Origin of the sequence: Kineococcus sp. R86509 (genome assembly GCF_042466365.1) — a bacterium.
Lineage (GTDB): Bacteria > Actinomycetota > Actinomycetes > Actinomycetales > Kineococcaceae > Kineococcus.
The window spans coordinates 3,668,063-3,685,941 of sequence record NZ_JAXHCE010000001.1 but is presented as its reverse complement, the minus strand read 5'-3'; the positions used below and the strand labels follow the sequence as shown (position 1 = coordinate 3,685,941).

Below are 17,879 nucleotides of genomic sequence, written 5' to 3'. Positions count from 1 at the left end.
TGTGTCCAGGTCGTGGCGGGTGTGTCCGTCCTGACACACGCTCCCGTGCCGTCCCCGCGGTTCCTAGGATGGCGACGTGCGGCGCTCCTCCTCCTTCCCGGTCCTCCTCGGCCTCACCGTGGTCACGGCGCTCGCGGGGTGCTCGGCCGGGGTGGACCTCACGGTGGAGCCGGCCGGTTCCCGGCACGCCCCGGAGGTGGGGGTGGCCATCGAGCAACCCCGGGGCGGTGGAGGTCCCGTCGTGGCGGGACCGGCACCGACGAGCGGCTCGACGGCGACCGCGGCGCCCACGACGACCCCGCCGGTCACGCCGGCCCCCACCGCGGCGTCCCCGACGAACCCCGGTCCGACGACACCCGTCCCGACGCGACCCGTTCCGTCGCAGACCGTTCCGACGCAACCCTCTGCGTCGCAACCCGTTCCGACGCGTCCCGGCCCCACCGGGTCCACCCCGCCCTCGGTCCCGAGTCCTTCGCCCACGGCGTCTGCACCCGTGACCTCGTGCACGACCGCCCAGCTCGTCGGGGAGGTGTCCGACGTCACCGCCGGCCCCGGGACCTCCACGGCGACCGTTGTCCTCACGAACACGAGCGGGCTGACCTGCCGCGTCCGGGGTTTCGGCGGGATCTCCCTGAGCCGCAGCGACGGTGTCCCCGTCCTGTCCCGCCAGGTCCGTTCCGGTACGGCCACCTCGACGGTCACCCTGACGCCCGGACGTTCCGCCCGGTCGACGATCAGCTGGTCCACCACGGCGAACACCGCCGTGGGAGAACCCGCGGTCGGCGACTGCGAGGCCGTCCCGACCTCGTTGCGCGTCATCCCCCCGGACCAGATCGCAGAGATCGCCGTCCCGTGGTCGGCCGGACCGGTCTGCGACCAGGGGACGCTCACCCAGTCCCCCTACACGGGCGCCTGAGGTCCTCCTCCGCAGCGGTGGGGCCTCACCAGGGGGTGCTCGAGGACTCCTGGTCCTCGGCGTTGAACTGGTCCCGGGCCGCCTGGGCCGCCCGTTCCGCGGCGGACTGCTGCGCGGTGCGGGCGATGGCGTCGAGGGCGTCCTGGTCCGGCGGGACAGCCTGCTGCGGTTGGTCGCTCGGCACCGGGGTGCCGTCGGAGGGGGCGACGACCAGCGCGTCGACCTGCGCCTGCTGCGCCGCCGCGGAGATGTCCTCCAGGGTCTGCGCGTCGGTGCCGGCACAGGTCTCACCTCCTCCGCTCTCGGCCGTCTGCACCGCCTGGGCCAGCGAGCGGAAACCCTGGTGGCGGTCCGTCCCGACGGTCCCCTGCCCGTACAGGAACTGCGTCAGAGCGAGGTTGACCCGGACCAGGCAGCGGGCACCGTCGTCCGGCGCGCGGTCCAGCGCCGTGCCGAACTGCTCCTCCGCGGCCCCGAGGTCCCCGTCGGCGAAGTGGCGGTCACCGCGGGCCAGGCTCGACTTCCAGGGTTCGACGACGTCGAGCACGGCGAGGAGTTCGGGGCGGTGGTGCAGGGCCGCGTTCAGGCTCAGCGCCTTACCCGCGCCGAGCAGGAACACCACCGCGAGCGGTGCGGCGAGCAGGACCCGTCGCCGGGGACCGGACCTCACGAGCGCCTCCTGGTCCACCAGTGCAGCCCGTCCGCGGCCAGGACGACCAGCAGCACCCCCGCCACGATCCAGCTCAACGGCGTCGCGCTGCCCAGCGCCGCCCGCACCGGTCGCAACCGGCCGGGGACGGCGTCGGCGACGACGGCGTCGAACCCGGTGCTCCCGGTCCGCTGCACGAACGGGACGCCCAGCTCGTCGGCGATGCCCTGCAGCGTCTTCCGGTCCTCCCGCGAGATCGCGTTCCCCAGGTGCCCGGGTCGGGTGTCCCGCACGTACGTCGACTCTCCCCCCACCAGCGGGGCGTCCCGCATGGGGCCACCCGACGCGGTCCCGTAGCCCAGGACCGCCCCGCCGCCGGCCCCGTCGGCGCTGAACCTGCCCGCGGACGCCGGCCGGGTCGCCTCACCGTCCCCGAAGTAGAAGACCAGCTGCGCCCGGCCCGGCGCCTGGCGGGCCCCGGCGCTCAGCAGGCGGTACAGCAACGCCGAGGCCTGTCGGGGGTCGCCGCCCTGCGCGGACCCCGCGCTGGAGGGGACCAGCGACGCGACCGACGTGAGGGCGGCCGCGGTGTCGGTCGTCAGCGGCATCGTCTGCAGCGCGGTGCTGCTCGACACGATGGTGGAGAACCTCGCCCCCGCGTAGCGACGCGTCAGTTCCCCCACGTCGGCCTGCACCTCGCTCAACCGGGTACGACCGCCCGCGCCGTCCTCCGCCGCCATGCTGAGCGTCCCGTCCACGACGAGGTACACGTCCACGTCACGGCTGCGCAGCGCCGAGGTCCCGCCCGGCACGGTCGGCGCCCAGACCAGCACGCCCGACAGCCCGACCAGCACGACCGTGACGACGACTCCCCGGCGAGCTGGTCGGCCGCCTGCGAGCGCCCGCGCGACCAGCAGCACGAGCACGGCCGCGCCGACGACGACGCCCACGCTCCGCGACGCGTCGACCGGCACGAGGCGCGGGGTCCCGGTGGCGCGGGCCGCCTCCCGGGCCCGGAGGCCGGTGACGACGCCCGGGACGGCGCCGGGCGAGGTCACCTCGGCGTACGTCCCGCCCGAGAGGGTGACCGCGGCCTGGAACTGCTGCGCCGCGGCGCGGGCCGTGTCCGTCGTCGGCGCGGCGGGGTTGAGGCCGTAGAGGCGGACCCCACGGGCCAGCGCGAGGTGGCCGACGTCGTCCAGCGTCACGCGCTGGGGGCCGCCGGCGATGTCGTCGGTGGCCAGCACGACCGAGCGCGACCGTGGCGAGTCGAGACGGTCGAAGGCGCTGACGCAGGTCGCCGCGCCGTCGCCGATGACGGAGGTCCCCTCCCCGCCCGTGGTTCCCGCCCAGGCGGGTGAGCCGACGTTGGCCGTGTCGTAGGCGGCGCGGACCTTCGCCAGTTGCGTGGAGACGTAGTCGGCGTCGTCGGTGAGGGGGAACACCTGGACGGGGCGGCTGTCGAAGAGCACCAGACCGATGCGGTCGCCGGGGCTGTCCCGGGCGATGCGGGAGAAGGCGTCGAGCACCGCCGCGTCGGTGGGGGCCATCGAGGAGGACACGTCCAGGCAGAGGACGACGTCGCGGCTGCGGCTGTCCTGGTCCACCGCGACCACGGTGACCGGGCGGGCGACCAGCACGGCGCAGCCGACGACGGCGACGACCGCGGCGACCGTCGCCACCGCCAGCGCGGTGCGGTGCCGTCGGTGGGCGCGGCGGTAGGCCGGCAGCGCCGTCAGGCGGTCGGCGTGGGCGAGCACGGGCACGGATCGGCGCGAACGCCGGTCCCGGCGCACGACGACGGCGCAGAGGACTGCGACCGGCAGGAGCGCGACCGCGAGGACCCACGGGTGCAGCAGTTCCGTCACGACCCGCCCTCCTCGGCCGCGGCCCGGGCGGCCCGCAGCAGGAACTCAGGGTCGGCCGGGGGCCGGGGCGCGAACTGGAACGGCAGGCAGGCGGTCAGCGCCGGGGAGTCGGCGGGGACCTCGAGCGAACGGAGGACCGCCGCGGTGCGGTGGCCCACGTCGCGGGCCGAGAGCGTGCCGGTCCGGAACCCCTCCTCGATCCGGGCCAGGGCCTCCCGGGCCGCGCGGTGCCGGTCCTCCCCGGACCGCGCGGGGGCGGCACGGGCGGCGGTGACCTCGGGCGGGGTCGGGCGGGGGCGGCGCCGGCGCACGGCCCAGGCGAGGACCACGACGGCGAGGAGCAGCAACCCCACCCCGACCACGGTCCAGCCGCCCCAGAACGGGACCGGGGCGTGCAGTTCCCCGGCACCCGGCACCACGTTGGAACCCACGTCGAAACCCGCGTCGAGGGTCAGCACGTCAGCCCCGGGCCCGGGCGTGCTCGCGCACCAGGGCGTGCAGACCCGCCATGACGCCGTGGGGACCGTCGACGCGTCCCACGCTCACCCCGTTGCGGCGCAACAGGCTCACGGCACGGCGACGGCGCTCGCGGTCGGCGGCCAGGTGGGCGGCGCGCACCCGGGCCGCCCGCCGGGCCCGGACCGGGAGGAGGCGCGGACCGCCGAGGGCTCCCAGGGTTCCCTCCACCCCGGTGGGGTCGACGTCGGAGATCGTCACCCAGAGGACGTCGTGGCGGATCGCGAGTCGCCGGACGGCCTGCTGGAGCCCGGCGTCGACGTCGACGTCGTCCGCGACCACGACGACGACGGCACGTCGCCGCTGGTAGCGGGCCGCCCGCTCCAGCACGGTCCCCACGTCGACGGGTGGGTCGTCGATCGCCGCGGTCAGCGACGAGACCACCCGGGCGCGGTGGGCGGCCCCCCTCCGCGCGGGGAGGACGGTGAGCGCGTCGGGACGTCCGGCGACCAGCGCGACGCGGTCGCCCCGGGCCTCGGCGACTCCCGCGAGGACCTCGACCACGAGGCGGGCGGCGACGAGCTTGGGTTCCCCGCCGACGCCGGCCGCGGCGAGTTCCGCCCCGGTGGGGACGAGGAAGAGGACGGTCTGGTCGCGCCGGGCGACGTAGCGCTTGACCAGGGGCACGGGGTTGCGCGCCGTGGCCGACCAGTCGATGTCGCGGACGTCGTCGCCCTCGACGTAGGGCCGCAGGTCGTCGAAGTCGTGGCTGCGACCGGGGAAGACCGCCGCCCAGTCGCCGTCGAGCTGGCCGTGGCTGCGCCGGTGCGCCGGGATGGCCAGCAGGGCGGCGAGACGGGGGGAGACCTGCCCGGGCCCCCGTCCGGCGGGAGGACGGGCGGTCACGGCGCGGGGACCTGCTCGAGGAGGCGGTCGACGACGTCGTCGGCGCGGACGTCCTCGGCGAGGGCCTCGAAGGTCAGGCCCATCCGGTGGCGCAGCGCCCGGTGGGCGAGGGCCCGGACGTCGGCCGGCAGCACGTGGTCGCGGCCCTGCATCAGGGCGCGGACCTGCGCCGCGCTGGTGAGGGCGATGCTGGCCCGGGGGCTGGCCCCGAACTCCGTGGCGGGGTCCGCCCGGGAGGCGCGCACGAGCGCCACGACGTAGCCGACCAGCGAGACGTCGACGTGCACGCGGCGGGCGAGGTCCTGCAGGAGGCGGACGTCGTCGAGGGAGACCGAGGACGGCTGGAGGTCGGGCGCCGACCCGGTCCGGTGGGCCCGGACGATCTCCTCCTCCTCCGCCGCGCTGGGGTAGTCGAGGACGTCGTGCAGCAGGAACCGGTCGAGCTGGGCCTCCGGGAGCGGGTAGGTCCCCTCGCTCTCCACCGGGTTCTGGGTCGCGACGACGAAGAACGGCTGCGGCAGCGGGTGGGTGACGCCGGCGATGGTGACCTGGTGCTCCTGCATCGCCTCCAGCATCGCGCTCTGGGTCTTGGCGCTGGAGCGGTTGATCTCGTCCAGGAGCACCACGTTGGCGTGGACCGGACCCAGGCGGGTGGTGAACTCCGCGCGGACGGCGTCGTAGACCTGCGTCCCGACGATGTCGCTGGGCAGCAGGTCGGGGGTGCACTGGACCCGTCGGAAACTGCCGCCGAGGGCGTTCGCGATCGTCGACGCGGCCGTCGTCTTGGCCAGACCGGGCATGCTCTCCAGGAGGACGTGCCCACCGGCGACCAGGGTGGCGACGAGCGTCTCGAACAGGCGGTGCTGCCCCACGATCCGGGCGGAGAACGCACGTCGCAGTTCGGTGAGGACCGCCGCCGCCCGGTCGAGCTCGGCGTCGTTCGGTGCATCGTTCGGTACGGCGGTCACTGCGCTCCTCGCTGGTGCTCAACGCTGTCGCGGCCGTCGACCAGCGTGGGTCGTCCGGCCCGGGCGGTGGACGGGTGACCCGTTCGAGACGACGTCAGGACGGGCTCGCGGGTTGCCCCGGACCGGCACGAGTTTCGCAGGCGTCACGCGCGCGGTCCGGTGGACCCGGTTCAGCGCACCAGTTCCGGGGCCTGGGGGTGGCCGAACAGTCCCGGGAGGCCCCCGCTGTGCAGGAGCACGGTGCGCTCGCCCGCCGCGACGTCTCCGGCCCGGACGGCGGCGACGAGACCCGCGGCGGCGCGTCCGGTGTAGACGGGGTCGAGCACGATGCCCTCGGTCCGCGCGACGAGCGCGACGGCCTCCGCGACAGCCGGTGTGAGCACGCCGTAGCCCTCGCCGACCTGGTCGTGGCGCATCCGGGGCCTACCCGGGTCCGCGGTCCCCGCCTCCCGCGCCAACCCGCGGGCCAGGTCGGAGACCCGGGCCTGCGCGTCCTGGACCGCTCCCGTGTCGACCCCGAGCACGCGGTCGACACCGAGGGCGTGCACCAGCCCGGCCATGGTGCCTCCGGAACCGATCGCGGTGACGACGGTGGTCAGGTCGGGCGCCTGGGTCAGCAGTTCCGCCCCGGCGGCGACGTAGCCGCGGGCCCCGACCACGCTCGATCCTCCGAAGGGGATGACCTCGGTCGGGGTGCCGTTCTCGCGCAACGATTCTGCCTCCCGCTCGACGCGGGCGGCCAGCGTCGTCGGGTCGACCTCGCCCGCCCAGACGATGCGCGCGCCCAGCAGGGCGTCGAGCAGGAGGTTCCCGCGCGCCTCCGCCGGTTCGTCGCCCTCGAGGACGAGCACCGCCTGCAGACCCAGGCGCGATGCTGCGGCAGCGGTCAGCCGGGCGTGGTTGCTCTGCGGAGCTCCGCTGGTGACGACCGCCGCGGCCCCGGCCGCCAGGGCGGCGCCCAGGGTGTGTTCCAGCTTGCGGACCTTGTTGCCGCCGCCCCCGAGCCCGATGAGGTCGTCGCGCTTCACCCAGAGGTCCTCCGGTCCGAGACCCAGGGCCTGCGCGAGGCGCGGCGCGGGTTCCAACGGGGTCGGCCAGGACCCCAGGACGACCGGCTGGTGGACCGGGGCGGGAAGGTGCTCGGGCACCGCGTCTCCTCCGTGACGACCTGCGCGGTCGTCGACCTCGTGGGCCGTGTGTCGAACTCGACACACGCAGTGCCGGAACGGTGTCGGCGCCGACACCACGGTGCCACACCGGATCTCTAGCGTTCTGGGTGTGGCCGCAACGGCGACCACGACACCGGTCCCCGGACCGAACCGTCCTAGGAGAAACACCATGCGTACGAAGATCACCGTCGCCGCCGCCGCACTCGTCGCCGCCGCCGGGATCGCCGGCGCCGGCGCTGCGTCCGCGTCCTCCACCCCGGCCGTTCCCACGGCCACGCCCATCCACTTCGCCCACGGCGCGACCTCGGCCCACGTCAGCGGTCACGTCGCCGCGAACGGCGACCGCCGCTACACCTTCCAGGCCCGCGCCGGGCAGACGGCGACGTTCCACCTCTCCCGCAGCACCTCGGCCATGACCTGGACCCTGGTGGGGCCGACCGGGCCCTCGGTGCACAACGCGCACAGCCCGCGCCAGAGCGACTTCACCTACCGCCTGCCCGAGAGCGGCACGTACTACGTCGACATCGTCTCCACCCGCTCCGCCAGCTACGACCTGTCGGTCGCGATCCCGGCAGCGGCGTCGGGTGGTGCGGCGTCGGGTACGGCCGCGACGAGCGCCACCCAGACCGTCGCGGGCGAGAAGATCCGCTTCGCTCCCGGAGCGACGTCGACGACCATCACCGGTGGGGTCGGCACGACCGGTGCCGCGCACTTCCACTTCGACGCCACCGCCGGTCAGCGCGCGGTCGTGACGTTCCAGGACATCTCCGGGAAGGGGACCTGGTCCCTGGTCGCTCCTGACGGGTCGCCGCTGCACACCAGCATGAGCGAGGAGCAGGGCCACGCGACGATCGCCCTGCCGCAGACGGGTTCCTACCGCCTCGACCTGCAGATCCCGTCGGGTGCCACCTACACCCTGTCGCTGTCCATCCCCCGCGGCTGACCTCCCGCTCCGGCCGACCGGAGCACCGTCGGGTCCGCGCGCCGGAGGGGACGCGCGGACCCGGCGGCGCTCAGGGGGTCGGCTGCCGTCGCGTCAACCCCGCGCCGGGAAGGCGTGCCGGCGCGCGAGCGCCACGACGAGCAGCGCCGCGCCCGCGAGGACGACCATGAGCAGGGGCAGGGTGGAACCGGCCGAGCCACCGCCGATGAGCACCGCGCCGAAGACCCCGGCGCCGGCGATGGCGAGGTTGAAGGCCACCCCGATGAAGGAGTTCGCGACGTCGGCGTTCTCCCCCGCCGCGTGGGCCATCGCCGTCTGCAGCTGGGCGGCCGCGCCACCGAAGGCGAGACCCCAGGCGACGACGGCCGCGAGCACCGCGGCCCGGGAACCCCCGGCCACGAGGAAGACGCCTCCGGCGAGGAGGAACGTCACGAGGCTGCCCAGGACCAGCGACCGCAGCGACCGGTCGATGAGTGCGCCCGTCAGGAGGAGACCGACGAGGGCGCAGGCGCCGAAGAGGACCAGCACCCGGTCCACCGGCAACGGCACGGAGACCGCCCGCAGGTAGGCGGACACGTAGGTGTACATCGTGTTGTGCGCGAGCATCCACAGGGGGATGACGACCAGGATCGGCGCGACCCCCGGGATGCGCAGCACCCGGCGCAACGGCAGCTGCGCCTCGGGTCGCCCTCCGGGCGCGTCGGGCAGGACGAACCGACCCACCACCACGATCACCAGGGCCAGCGCGGACGCGAGCAGGAACGACCACCGCCAGCCGAACGAAGTGCCCAGCCAGGAACCGAACGGGGTACCGACGGCCAGACCGACCGGAGTTCCCAGGGAGGCGATCGACAGGGCCCGGCCCGCCGAGGCGGGCGAGGAGATCCGCCGGGCGTAGCCTGCCAGCATCCCCCACAGCAGACCCGAGCACGCCCCGCACACGAAACGCATCACCAGGGTCAGGACGAGGTCGCTGGACACGGCGACGACGGAGTTGGCCAGCAGGAACACCCCGACCGTGACCAGCAGCACCTTCCGGCGTCCGACCCCACGGGTCAGCGCAGCGGCCGGGACGGCGCAGACGACGGTTCCCAGGGCGTAGCTGCTGACGTACTGACCCGCCAGTCCTTCGCTGACCCCCATCCCCGCGGCGATCTCCGGGAGCAGCCCGGCAGGCATCGTCTCGGTGGCGATGAGCAGGAAACCCGTCACCGCCATCACCAGGAGCGCCGTCAGGGGGAAACCCTCCGCAGGGGTCGTCGTCGCCGGGGAACTCCGTCGGGCTCCGCGGGTTCGCAGTCGAGGCACGGACCCACCGTAGCCGCGGACGTCCGGCGTCCACCGCGCTCCGGGGTTCCCTGTCAGGGCACCTCAGGGGGCGACACCGGCCCGGTGGTGCAGGTCACGGCACGACGTCGACGCTCACCGCACCGCCCTCCAGCAGTTCGAGCTGTTCGGCCGAGGCTTGGTAGGTCCCGAGGTGCAGCGTGTCGTCGGCGTACTCGATGCCGGAGGCGTCGTAGTAGAACCCGAGGTTCCCCCAGGGGGTGAAGTAGATGAGATCGCCGTCCTCGGGATCGGACCCCGGGGACCCGGCGTGGTCCAGCTCCCGGGGGAGGTAGCTGATCTTCTCCCGGCCCGCGAGGTCCTCCACCGGGAGCGTCAACGGCAGCATCGAGAGGAAGTCCCGGGTCGCGGGGCTGTCCTCCCCGATCGTCACGTCGACGCTCGTCCGCGGGGAGGTGAAGCGCACGACCGTGCCCACCACGTCGGTCGTGGCGGGAAGCGTCACGGTGGCGGCCTCACCCGCCGAACTGCCCGCCGAACTGCCCGCCGAACTGCCCGCCGAACTGCTGGGCGGTCCGGTGACCGGATCGCCGGCCGGGGCGGCGGTCGGCGACGAACTGCAGGAGGTCACCGCCACAGCGGTCAGGAGGACCGCCGCGATCAGCAGGGCCCGCGGGCCCGTCACGGCAGACGCTCCGCCGCCGCGAGCGGCCCCGGTCGTCCCGGTCCGCTGGTCGTCGATCCGCGTGCTCACCTGTCGTCTCCCCTTCGTCGTCCCTCGCCACCGTCGTGCCCGACGGTTCCGGGAACCGTTCGACCGGAAACCCTCCGCCCGGACCGGATCCGGCCACACCCCTCACCACGACCACGTCCCCCGAGGAGTTCCTCCTCTGAGGCGCACTGACAGGGCACCCCAGGAACCCCCGGCTCCACCGGTCGGCGTCGTAGCGTGAGGTCCGGGCCGCGAGGGTCCCGGCCCCGGTCCCCCTCATCGGAAGAAGGACGAACGTGGCGAAACCTCCTGCCCGCGAACCGATCGCCGGCTCCGGCCTGCGCGCCCTCGCGGCGGTCGGTGCCGCGGCCTTCCTCGGGCTGACGGCCTGCACCAGCGCGACTCCCGCCGGCCCGCCGTCGACGGCCGGGACCGCAGCGAGCGGTGTCGAGGTCGTCAGCACCGACCTCGAGGCACCGTGGTCCCTGGCGTTCCACGAACGGACCGCGCTGGTCACCGAACGCGACAGTGCCCGGGTCCTGGAGATCGCGGACGACGGGACCACCCGCGAGGTCGGGGTCGTCGACGGCGTCGGGGGCAGCGGCGAGGGCGGGCTGCTCGGCATCGCCGTCCTGGACGGGGACCTTTTCGCGTACTCCACGGGCGAGGGGGAGAACCGGGTCGAACGCTACGAACTCACCGGGGAGCCCGGGGACCTCTCCCTCGGGGAGGGCGAGACGATCCTCGCGGGGCTCGACGCCGCGGGCTACCACAACGGGGGCCGCATCGCGTTCGGCCCCGACGGGATGCTCTACGTCACCGTGGGGGACGCGGGTGACCGGAGCAGCGCCCAGGACCTGAACTCCCTCTCGGGCAAGATCCTGCGCATCGCCCCGGACGGTTCGATCCCGGTCGACAACCCGTTCGCGGGGTCCGCGGTGTGGAGCTACGGCCACCGCAACCCGCAGGGCATCGCCTGGGACGAGGACGGAACCCTCTACGCCAGCGAGTTCGGGCAGGACACCTGGGACGAGCTCAACGTCGTCCGGGCCGGCGGGAACTACGGCTGGCCGACCGTCGAGGGCGTGGCCGGGCAGGAGGGTTTCGTCGACCCGGTGCAGCAGTGGGCACCCGAGGAGGCCAGCCCCAGCGGCATCGCCGTCTCCGACGGCGCGATCCACATCGCCAACCTGCGTGGTCAGCGGCTGCGCGACGTCGCGCTGGACGACCTCGGGAACGCCACGGAACGTTTCGCTGGAGAGTTCGGCCGCCTGCGTGACGTCGTCGTCGCCCCCGACGGGAGCCTGTGGATGCTCACGAACAACACCGACGGCCGCGGACGGCCGTCGGCGGGCGACGACCGCGTCCTGCGCGTGAGCGGTGGCTGACCCGCGGCGCGGTGCGATCCCGAACTCCCTGGACCCTCCCGCCGCTCGAGCGGCGTGGGCCGCCAGTTCCGCCTCGTCGGGGAATCCGCGGCGGTCGGTGGGGAGGTGGGGGACGTCACCCAGCCGGGCGGTTCTGCTTCCGGTAGGCGGTGGGGGTGAGGCCGAAACCGTCGAGGAACCGGCGGTTGAAGTTCGAGAGGTTCGCGTACCCGACGTCGGTCGCGATCGCGTGCACCGGCCGGTCGGTGTCGACCAGCAGGGCCGCCGCCTGGGTCAGGCGCAGCTTGCCGACCATCTCGGTGAACGTCAGCCCGCTGGCCCGCTTGAAGTAGCGCGAGAACGCCGACTCGCTCATGCCCGCGTGCGCGGCGGCCACGGGCAACCGCACGCCACCCGTGAGGTTGTCCAGCACGTAGGCCAGAGCCTCGCCGATCACCTCCTCGGCCCGGGGGTCGTTCACCTGGGGTTCCCACACGCCGGAGATCAGGCGGTACTCGTCCTCGGGCGCGGTGTTCAGCAGGTGGAAGAGGGAGAAGACGTGGGCGAGCCGGTCCGCGCCCCGCGTGAGGCCGATGCTCTCCAGCGCCAGCGCGCCCGCCTCGGCGGTCCGGCCGCTGAACTCCACGCCGGACCGCGAGCGCGCCCACAGCGGCGCCAGCGTCCGCAACTCCGGCAGCAGCTCCTCGCACTGCTCCAGCCAGCGGCCGTGGAACTGGAACACGACGTCGCGTCCCTCGATCACCTCCCCCGGTCCGAGGTCGCTCATCCAGTCGTGCGGAACCTCCGGGCCGACGAGGGCGAGGTGACCGGCACCGAACCGGCCCACGTGGTCCCCGACGATGAACCGCCCCGGCCCGGACCGGGCCAGGTGGATCTCGTACTCCGGGTGGTGGTTCCACCGCGCGAAGGGTCCCGGGTAGTCGTGGACGTGCCAGCGGGCCGACAGCCGCGGATCCGGGGGAACCACCTCGCGGACGGCGCGGGCGCTGCCCCAGCGCCGACCGACCTGGGCGTGAGGTTCCGACGGGGTCATACTGATCTTCCTCCGATCGGCAGCGGCGGCCCGGTGTTGCGGCTTCCTGGTGCAGGAAAGTACCAGGATCGAGCGTCCGAGTCGCTAGTCGCACGACCCGTGGATACCTACGCTCGCCGTGCGGGCGCGGGGTGGCGCGGCTCGGACGAGGACGACCGGAGGATGGACGACGATCTTGAGGCTGTCCGACAGGTTCGATCTCACGGGTCGCACGGCCGTCGTCACCACCGGGACGGGGGGCGTGGCCGGCGGCTGCGCGCACGCGCTCGGACTGGCCGGCGCCCGCGTCCTCCTGGCCGGTGGTGACACCGAGGAGGGCGAGCACCTCGTCCAGGCCATGCGCGCCGACGACATCGCGGCGGAGTTCCTGCACGTCGAGGTCACCGACGTCCACGACGTCGAGCGGACGTTGAGCACGGCCGTGGACCGGCACGGCCGGGTCGACGTCCTGGTCAACGCCGTGGACGTGCGCGCCCCGTCCGCGGCGCTCGACGTCACCGCGCCCGACTGGCGACGGGTCGTCGACGGCAACCTGGACACCGTCTGGCTGTGGTGCCAGACCTTCGGGCGGGCGTTCGTCGCCCAGCGCGCCGGCGTGATCGTGAACATCGGTTCGACCGCCGGGATCATCGCCGGCCGACCGCACTGGGACCACGCCGCGGCGGCGTCCAAGGCGGCCGTCCACCACCTGACCCGCAGCCTCGCCGCCGAGTGGGCCCCGTTCGGGGTGCGCGTCAACGCCTTCGCCCCGGGTCACGTCGCCACCGACGGAGCCGCCGTCGAGGACCCGCGGACCCGCCGCCACGTCCTGGAGGACACCCCGATGGAACGCATCGCCACCCTCGAGGAGATCACCCCGGCCGTCGTGTTCCTCGCCAGCGACGCCTCCTCCTTCACCACCGGGACGGTCCTCGTCGCCGACGGCGGCTACACCACCTGCTGACCCCGACACCACGACCGACCCCTGGAGAACCCGTGAACACCAGCGCCGTCCTGCACGCACCCCGGTCCCTGGTCATCGAACAGCGCGAGCGACCCGTCCCCGCCGCCCACGAGGTGCTCGTCCGCGTCGAGGCCGTCGGCATCTGCGGGTCCGACGTGCACTACTACGAGCACGGCCGGATCGGCGGCTACGTCGTCGAGACCCCCATGGTCGTCGGCCACGAGGCCGCCGGGACCGTCGTGGAGGTGGGTGCCGACGTGGACCGCGGCCGCCTCGGGGAACTCGTCGCCCTCGAACCGGGAGTCCCCGACCGCACCTGCGAGCAGTGCCTGGCCGGTCGCTACAACCTCTGCCCCGCGGTGGTCTTCTTCGCCACCCCACCCGTGGACGGGGCCATCGCGCAGTTCGTCACCCTCGACGCGGCGTTCGCGCACCCCGCACCCGCGGGGCTCAGCGCCGAACAGGCCGCCATGGCCGAACCCGTGTCCGTGGGGGTCTGGGCCGCACGCCGCGGCGGCATCACGCCCGGCGACCGCGTCCTCATCACCGGCGCCGGACCCATCGGGTTGTTCACCGCCCAGGTGGCACGGGGTTTCGGAGCGACCTCGGTGACGCTGACCGACGTCAGCGAGTTCCGCCTGGAGGTGGCGCGGGGCCTCGGGTTCACCGCGCTCCCGGCCACGGAACCCCTCACGGGAACCTTCGACGTCCTCCTGGAGTGCTCCGGCGCCGCGGCCGCGTGGCGCTCCGCGGTGGAGGTCCTCGCCCCGGCCGGCCGGGCCGTCCTGGTGGGCATGGGCGCCGACGAACTCCCCCTCCCGGTTCCGCTCGTCCAGGGCCGGGAACTCACCATCACCGGGATCTTCCGCTACGCCAACACCTACCCCACGGCGCTGTCCCTCATCGCCTCCGGCGCCGTCGACACCACCCCGCTCATCACCCACCGGTTCCCGCTCGCGGAGACCGAAGCGGCGCTGACCCTCGCCCGCCGCGACGCCCGGTCGCTGAAGGCCGTCGTCGAGCCCCACTCGGCCTGAACCCACCTCGAGGGGAACCCGTGCACCTGTTCCTGGCCGTCGGGAAGTTCCCGGCCTTCAGGCCGTCCTCGCCGGAGCGTGCTGCGGGTAGACGGTGCGGAGGCCGAGGACCAGGACAGCGAACGCGGCCCCGCCGCCCACGGTCATGGCCAGGGGGAGCAGTCGGTCGCCGCCCGAGGCGAGCACCAGCGCCCCCAGCACGCCCGCTGCGAAGATCGCGACGTTGAAGGCGACGGGGAGGAAGGAGTTCGCCACGTCCGCGTCCTCCCCGCCCGCGGCGGCCAGCGGACGCTGCAACTGCGGGGAGGCCCCGCCGAAGGCGACGCCCCACACGGCGACCGCGCCGTGGACCACGACCGGGGAGTGCGGGAAGAGCACGAGCACCACCCCGGACAGCGCGAACGCGCCGGCGCAGCCCAGGACCAGCGCCCGGGGCGCCCGGTCGATGAGCGCCGTGGTCAGGGCGATCCCGACGATCGAGGCGAGGCCGAAGACCAGCAGCAACCCCTCCAGGGGAACCGTCGAACCACCGGCGCGGAGGAAGGGGGCGATGTAGGTGTACGTCGTGGTGTTCCCCAGCATCCACAGGACGATCACGACGAGGGTGAGGGCGACCGCGGGGATCCGGACGACCTGCGACGCGGGCCGGTGCGACGCGGTGGACTGCCCGTCGGCGGCGGGCACCACGGCGACGACCAGGACCAGGACGACCACGGCCAGGACGCTGAGTCCGGCGAAGGACCAGCGCCAGCCGAACGTGGTCCCGAGCCACGTCCCCAGTGGCGTTCCGAACGCGATCCCCACGGGAGCGCCCACCGAGATCAGCGAGAGGGCCCGGCCGGCCGCCGCGGGCGGGGCGATGCGCAACGCGTACCCGGCCAGCATCCCCCACAACGTCCCCGAGCAACCCCCCGCGACGAACCGCGAGACCAGGGAAAGCGTCACTCCACCGGAGAGGGCCGTGACCGTGTTCGCGAGGAGGAAGGCGAGGATCCCCGTGATCAGCAGGCGCTTGCGGGGCCAGGAGCGGGTCAGCGCGATCGCGGGAACGGTGAGCAGCACGGTTCCCAACGCGTAGGCGCTGACGAACTGACCCACGACCCCCTCGGAGGTTCCCATCCCGGACGCGATCTGGTGCAGGACACCGGCCGGCATGGTCTCGGTCGAGATGAGGGTGAAACCCAGCAGAGCCAGCACGCCGAGAGCCGCCCGGGGGAAGGGCCGTTCGACGGGGGTCGAGACGGATGACGGTGTCGGCACGGGACTCCAAGGGAACTGGTGGGCTAGCACGACCGGACGGGCATCCCCACGATCCAAGCGCATCCGGCGTCCCGGCGCGCCCCACCAGGGGTACCCCAGCAGTACCTCTACCCGCAGGGACTTCTCCCGCGACCGCGACCGACCTTCGATGGGAGCTCGACGCTCCGCGAACTCCAGGAAGGCCATCATGACCTCGACGTCCCACGAGTCCGACACCGCCGAACTGCTCCCGCCGGGTTTCTCCCGTCGCCGCGTCCTGACGATGAGCGGCGTGGCCGCCGCGGCCGGAACGCTCGCGACGGTTCCGAGTTCGACCGCGGCCCACGCCGAGGAACCCGCGCCGGAGGACACGTGGGACAAGACGTTCCCCCGGAGCGCGGCCGTCGACCACCAGAAGGTGACCTTCACCAACCGGATCGGCATCGAACTGGTCGCCGACCTCTACCGTCCCCTGGACCTCGTCGGGCCGGCGCCGGCCCTCGTGGTGGGGCATCCCTTCGGCGGGGTGAAGGAGCAGACCTCCGGGCTGTACGCGCAGACCATGGCCGAACGTGGTTTCGTCACGCTCGCCCACGACGCCTCCTACAACGGTGAGAGCAGCGGGTGGCCGCGCCACATCGCCTCCCTCGAGGCCTTCGTCGAGGACTTCAGCGCGGCCGTCGACCACCTCGGTACCCGCCCCTACGTGGACCGGGACCGGATCGGCGTCCTCGGTGTCTGCGCCAGCGGAGGTTTCGCCCTCTCCGCAGCTCAGGTCGACCCGCGCCTCAAGGCGGTCGCCACCGTGAGCATGTACGACATGGGCCGCGCCTACCGGGACGGTCTGGGGTACGCACCGGTCCCGAGCGAGGTCAACACCGTCGAGGAACGGCAGCTCGCCCTCGCCGAGGCCGCCGAACAGCGGTGGGCGGAGTACGAGGGCGCCGAGGTGCGCTACGGAGGCGGCGACGCCGTGGCGCTGAAACCCTCCCAGCAGGCGGCGGCCGACGAGTTCGCCGCCTACTACACGACGCCGCGGGGTGCCCACCCGCGTTCGCACGCGCTGTCCCTCACCAGTCTCGGCGCGATCACCGGCTTCGTGCCGCTGGCCCAGCTCGAACTCACCGCACCCCGTCCCCTGCTGCTCGTCGCCGGCGAGCACGCGCACTCGCGCTACTACACCGAGGACGCCTACGCGCAGGCCCCGGAACCCAGGGAACTGCTCATCGTCCCCGGCGCCGGGCACGTCGACCTCTACGACCGGGTCGACCTGATCCCCTGGGACAGGCTCGCGGGGTTCTTCCACGAACACCTCTGATCCCCACGTCCTCCCCCTGGGGCCACGGCCGGGGGGACGACGGGGAACGTGAGCCCGTCCGGGTCGGTCTACCGCTGCTCGAGGCTCTGCGACGCCTCGTGCCGGGCGGAGGCGGGTTCCCGGGCTTCGAGGCGGGTCGCGGCCCACGACCCGAGGAGCTGCAGCCGTTCCGCGGTGACGCTGCTCGGCTCCGCCGCGTAGATGGTCAGGGTGAGACCCGGTTCGGAGACCATCGAGGTGGACTCGTAGGCCAGTTCGAGGTCACCGACGGCTGTGTGGTTGAAGGTCTTCGTCCCCGAACCGTGGTGGCGGACGTCGTGGGTCCCCCAGAGCCGACGGAACTCCTCGCTGCGGGTGGACAACTCCCCCACCAGGTCGTGCATCTCCTTGTCGCGGGGATCGGCCCCGGCGGTGGTGCGCAGGATGGCGACCGCGATCGCGGCGGCGACGTCCCAGTGCGGGTAGAAGCGGTGGGAATCGGGATCGAGGAAGGTGTAGCGGGCGAAGTTCGGGGACGCGCCGGCGACCGAGGCGTGGACGGACTCGTACACCGAGGAGTGCATGGCCGCGCCGACCGTGTTCGCCGCCAGCAGGTCCATCCGCCCGCTGACCACGATCGCCGGCACGGTGATCGCCTCCAGCGTCCACTGCAGACTGGGACGCGGCGTCCAGCGCGTCGTGGACCGTCGCCGCGGACGAGCCAGCGCGGAGGTTCCGTCGGCGGCCTGGGCCAGGGCGAACAGGTGCGTGCGTTCGGCGTCGTCCAGCCGCAGCGCCCGGGCCAGCCCCTCGAGCACCGAGGCGGACACCCCGCCGAGCGCACCGCGCTCGAGCTTCGCGTAGTACTCGACGCTGACCCCGGCCAGGGACGCCACCTCGGCCCGCCGCAGCCCGGGAACCCGGCGCTGACCGGCGTCGGGCAGACCGACCTGGGCCGGGGTGACCTTGGCCCGGCGGGTGGTGAGGAAGTCGCGGACCTCGGCGCGGTTGTCCATGGTGGCGACGGTAGGTGCTCCCGGCGTTCGCGGACACCCCGCAGGCGCACCC

Annotated in this window: 17 protein-coding genes; 6 read left to right on the top strand and 11 right to left on the bottom strand. The window is 73.9% G+C overall.

Going from position 1 to position 17,879, the window contains the following annotated elements; genetic code table 11:
* The first annotated feature begins 76 nt into the window (after positions 1-76).
* Entirely contained in the window at positions 77-916 is an 840-nt protein-coding gene (locus SJY07_RS18020) for a DUF4232 domain-containing protein (RefSeq protein WP_328292844.1), read from the top strand.
* A 25-nt stretch (positions 917-941) separates the two neighbouring features.
* Here the strand turns inward: SJY07_RS18020 and SJY07_RS18015 are convergent, their stop codons facing one another.
* The 6 genes from SJY07_RS18015 to SJY07_RS17990 form a co-directional block, all read right to left on the bottom strand.
* Positions 942-1,586, bottom strand: a complete 645-nt coding sequence (locus tag SJY07_RS18015; protein ID WP_380160966.1) for a hypothetical protein — start codon at positions 1,584-1,586, stop codon at positions 942-944.
* Positions 1,583-3,433 (bottom strand): VWA domain-containing protein, encoded by a 1,851-nt coding sequence (locus SJY07_RS18010; protein WP_380160965.1) that lies wholly within the window; start codon positions 3,431-3,433, stop codon positions 1,583-1,585. The genes SJY07_RS18015 and SJY07_RS18010 overlap by 4 nt, the downstream gene beginning before the upstream one ends.
* Complete coding sequence (locus tag SJY07_RS18005; RefSeq protein ID WP_380160963.1) at positions 3,430-3,891, bottom strand: hypothetical protein; 462 nt, start codon at positions 3,889-3,891, stop codon at positions 3,430-3,432. Before SJY07_RS18005 ends, SJY07_RS18010 begins: the two co-directional genes overlap by 4 nt.
* Position 3,892: 1 nt before the next feature.
* Positions 3,893-4,795, bottom strand: a complete 903-nt coding sequence (locus tag SJY07_RS18000) for a DUF58 domain-containing protein (protein WP_380160961.1) — start codon at positions 4,793-4,795, stop codon at positions 3,893-3,895.
* Positions 4,792-5,763 carry a MoxR family ATPase gene (locus SJY07_RS17995; RefSeq protein WP_328292849.1) on the bottom strand — a complete coding sequence of 324 codons (972 nt, stop codon included), beginning with the start codon at positions 5,761-5,763 and terminating at the stop codon, positions 4,792-4,794. Before SJY07_RS17995 ends, SJY07_RS18000 begins: the two co-directional genes overlap by 4 nt.
* Positions 5,764-5,933: 170 nt before the next feature.
* Complete coding sequence (locus SJY07_RS17990; RefSeq protein ID WP_380160959.1) at positions 5,934-6,911, bottom strand: pyridoxal-phosphate dependent enzyme; 978 nt, start codon at positions 6,909-6,911, stop codon at positions 5,934-5,936.
* Positions 6,912-7,101: 190 nt separating this feature from the next.
* Here SJY07_RS17990 and SJY07_RS17985 point away from each other — a divergent pair, with 190 nt between their 5' ends.
* Entirely contained in the window at positions 7,102-7,875 is a 774-nt protein-coding gene (locus tag SJY07_RS17985) for a peptidase (RefSeq protein ID WP_380160957.1), read from the top strand.
* A gap of 93 nt (positions 7,876-7,968) precedes the next feature.
* Here SJY07_RS17985 and SJY07_RS17980 read toward each other — a convergent pair whose 3' ends face one another.
* Together SJY07_RS17980 and SJY07_RS17975 are read right to left on the bottom strand one after the other, a co-directional pair.
* On the bottom strand, positions 7,969-9,183 hold the full coding sequence (locus tag SJY07_RS17980; protein ID WP_380160955.1) for an MFS transporter: 1,215 nt from the start codon (positions 9,181-9,183) through the stop codon (positions 7,969-7,971).
* A gap of 94 nt (positions 9,184-9,277) precedes the next feature.
* Positions 9,278-9,916: a cyclophilin-like fold protein gene (locus SJY07_RS17975; RefSeq protein ID WP_380160953.1), complete on the bottom strand. Its 639-nt coding sequence runs from the start codon at positions 9,914-9,916 to the stop codon at positions 9,278-9,280.
* Positions 9,917-10,170: 254 nt separating this feature from the next.
* On the opposite strand from SJY07_RS17975, the gene SJY07_RS17970 reads away from it, so the two are divergent.
* On the top strand, positions 10,171-11,262 hold the full coding sequence (locus tag SJY07_RS17970; protein ID WP_380160951.1) for a PQQ-dependent sugar dehydrogenase: 1,092 nt from the start codon (positions 10,171-10,173) through the stop codon (positions 11,260-11,262).
* A 115-nt stretch (positions 11,263-11,377) separates the two neighbouring features.
* On the opposite strand, the gene SJY07_RS17965 is transcribed toward SJY07_RS17970, so the two are convergent.
* On the bottom strand, positions 11,378-12,295 hold the full coding sequence (locus SJY07_RS17965) for an AraC family transcriptional regulator (RefSeq protein ID WP_380160949.1): 918 nt from the start codon (positions 12,293-12,295) through the stop codon (positions 11,378-11,380).
* 175 nt (positions 12,296-12,470) lie between these two features.
* Here SJY07_RS17965 and SJY07_RS17960 point away from each other — a divergent pair, with 175 nt between their 5' ends.
* Both SJY07_RS17960 and SJY07_RS17955 read left to right on the top strand, forming a co-directional pair.
* Positions 12,471-13,238, top strand: a complete 768-nt coding sequence (locus SJY07_RS17960; protein WP_380160947.1) for an SDR family NAD(P)-dependent oxidoreductase — start codon at positions 12,471-12,473, stop codon at positions 13,236-13,238.
* 32 nt (positions 13,239-13,270) lie between these two features.
* Entirely contained in the window at positions 13,271-14,275 is a 1,005-nt protein-coding gene (locus SJY07_RS17955) for an NAD(P)-dependent alcohol dehydrogenase (protein WP_380160945.1), read from the top strand.
* Positions 14,276-14,332: 57 nt separating this feature from the next.
* On the opposite strand, the gene SJY07_RS17950 is transcribed toward SJY07_RS17955, so the two are convergent.
* On the bottom strand, positions 14,333-15,535 hold the full coding sequence (locus tag SJY07_RS17950; RefSeq protein ID WP_380160943.1) for an MFS transporter: 1,203 nt from the start codon (positions 15,533-15,535) through the stop codon (positions 14,333-14,335).
* A 187-nt stretch (positions 15,536-15,722) separates the two neighbouring features.
* Between SJY07_RS17950 and SJY07_RS17945 the strand changes: the two genes are divergently transcribed.
* Positions 15,723-16,832, top strand: coding sequence for an alpha/beta hydrolase (locus SJY07_RS17945; protein ID WP_380160941.1), 1,110 nt, complete (start codon positions 15,723-15,725; stop codon positions 16,830-16,832).
* Positions 16,833-16,900: 68 nt separating this feature from the next.
* Here the strand turns inward: SJY07_RS17945 and SJY07_RS17940 are convergent, their stop codons facing one another.
* Positions 16,901-17,827, bottom strand: a complete 927-nt coding sequence (locus SJY07_RS17940) for a helix-turn-helix transcriptional regulator (RefSeq protein ID WP_328292860.1) — start codon at positions 17,825-17,827, stop codon at positions 16,901-16,903.
* Positions 17,828-17,879 lie beyond the last annotated feature (52 nt).

Coding starts and splice junctions, on each gene's coding strand:
- SJY07_RS17940 (WP_328292860.1), bottom strand. CDS start 17,827: ATGGACAACCGCGCCGAGGTCCGCGACTTCCTCACCACCCGCCGGGCC.
- SJY07_RS17965 (WP_380160949.1), bottom strand. CDS start 12,295: ATGACCCCGTCGGAACCTCACGCCCAGGTCGGTCGGCGCTGGGGCAGC.
- SJY07_RS17985 (WP_380160957.1), top strand. CDS start 7,102: ATGCGTACGAAGATCACCGTCGCCGCCGCCGCACTCGTCGCCGCCGCC.
- SJY07_RS17945 (WP_380160941.1), top strand. CDS start 15,723: ATGACCTCGACGTCCCACGAGTCCGACACCGCCGAACTGCTCCCGCCG.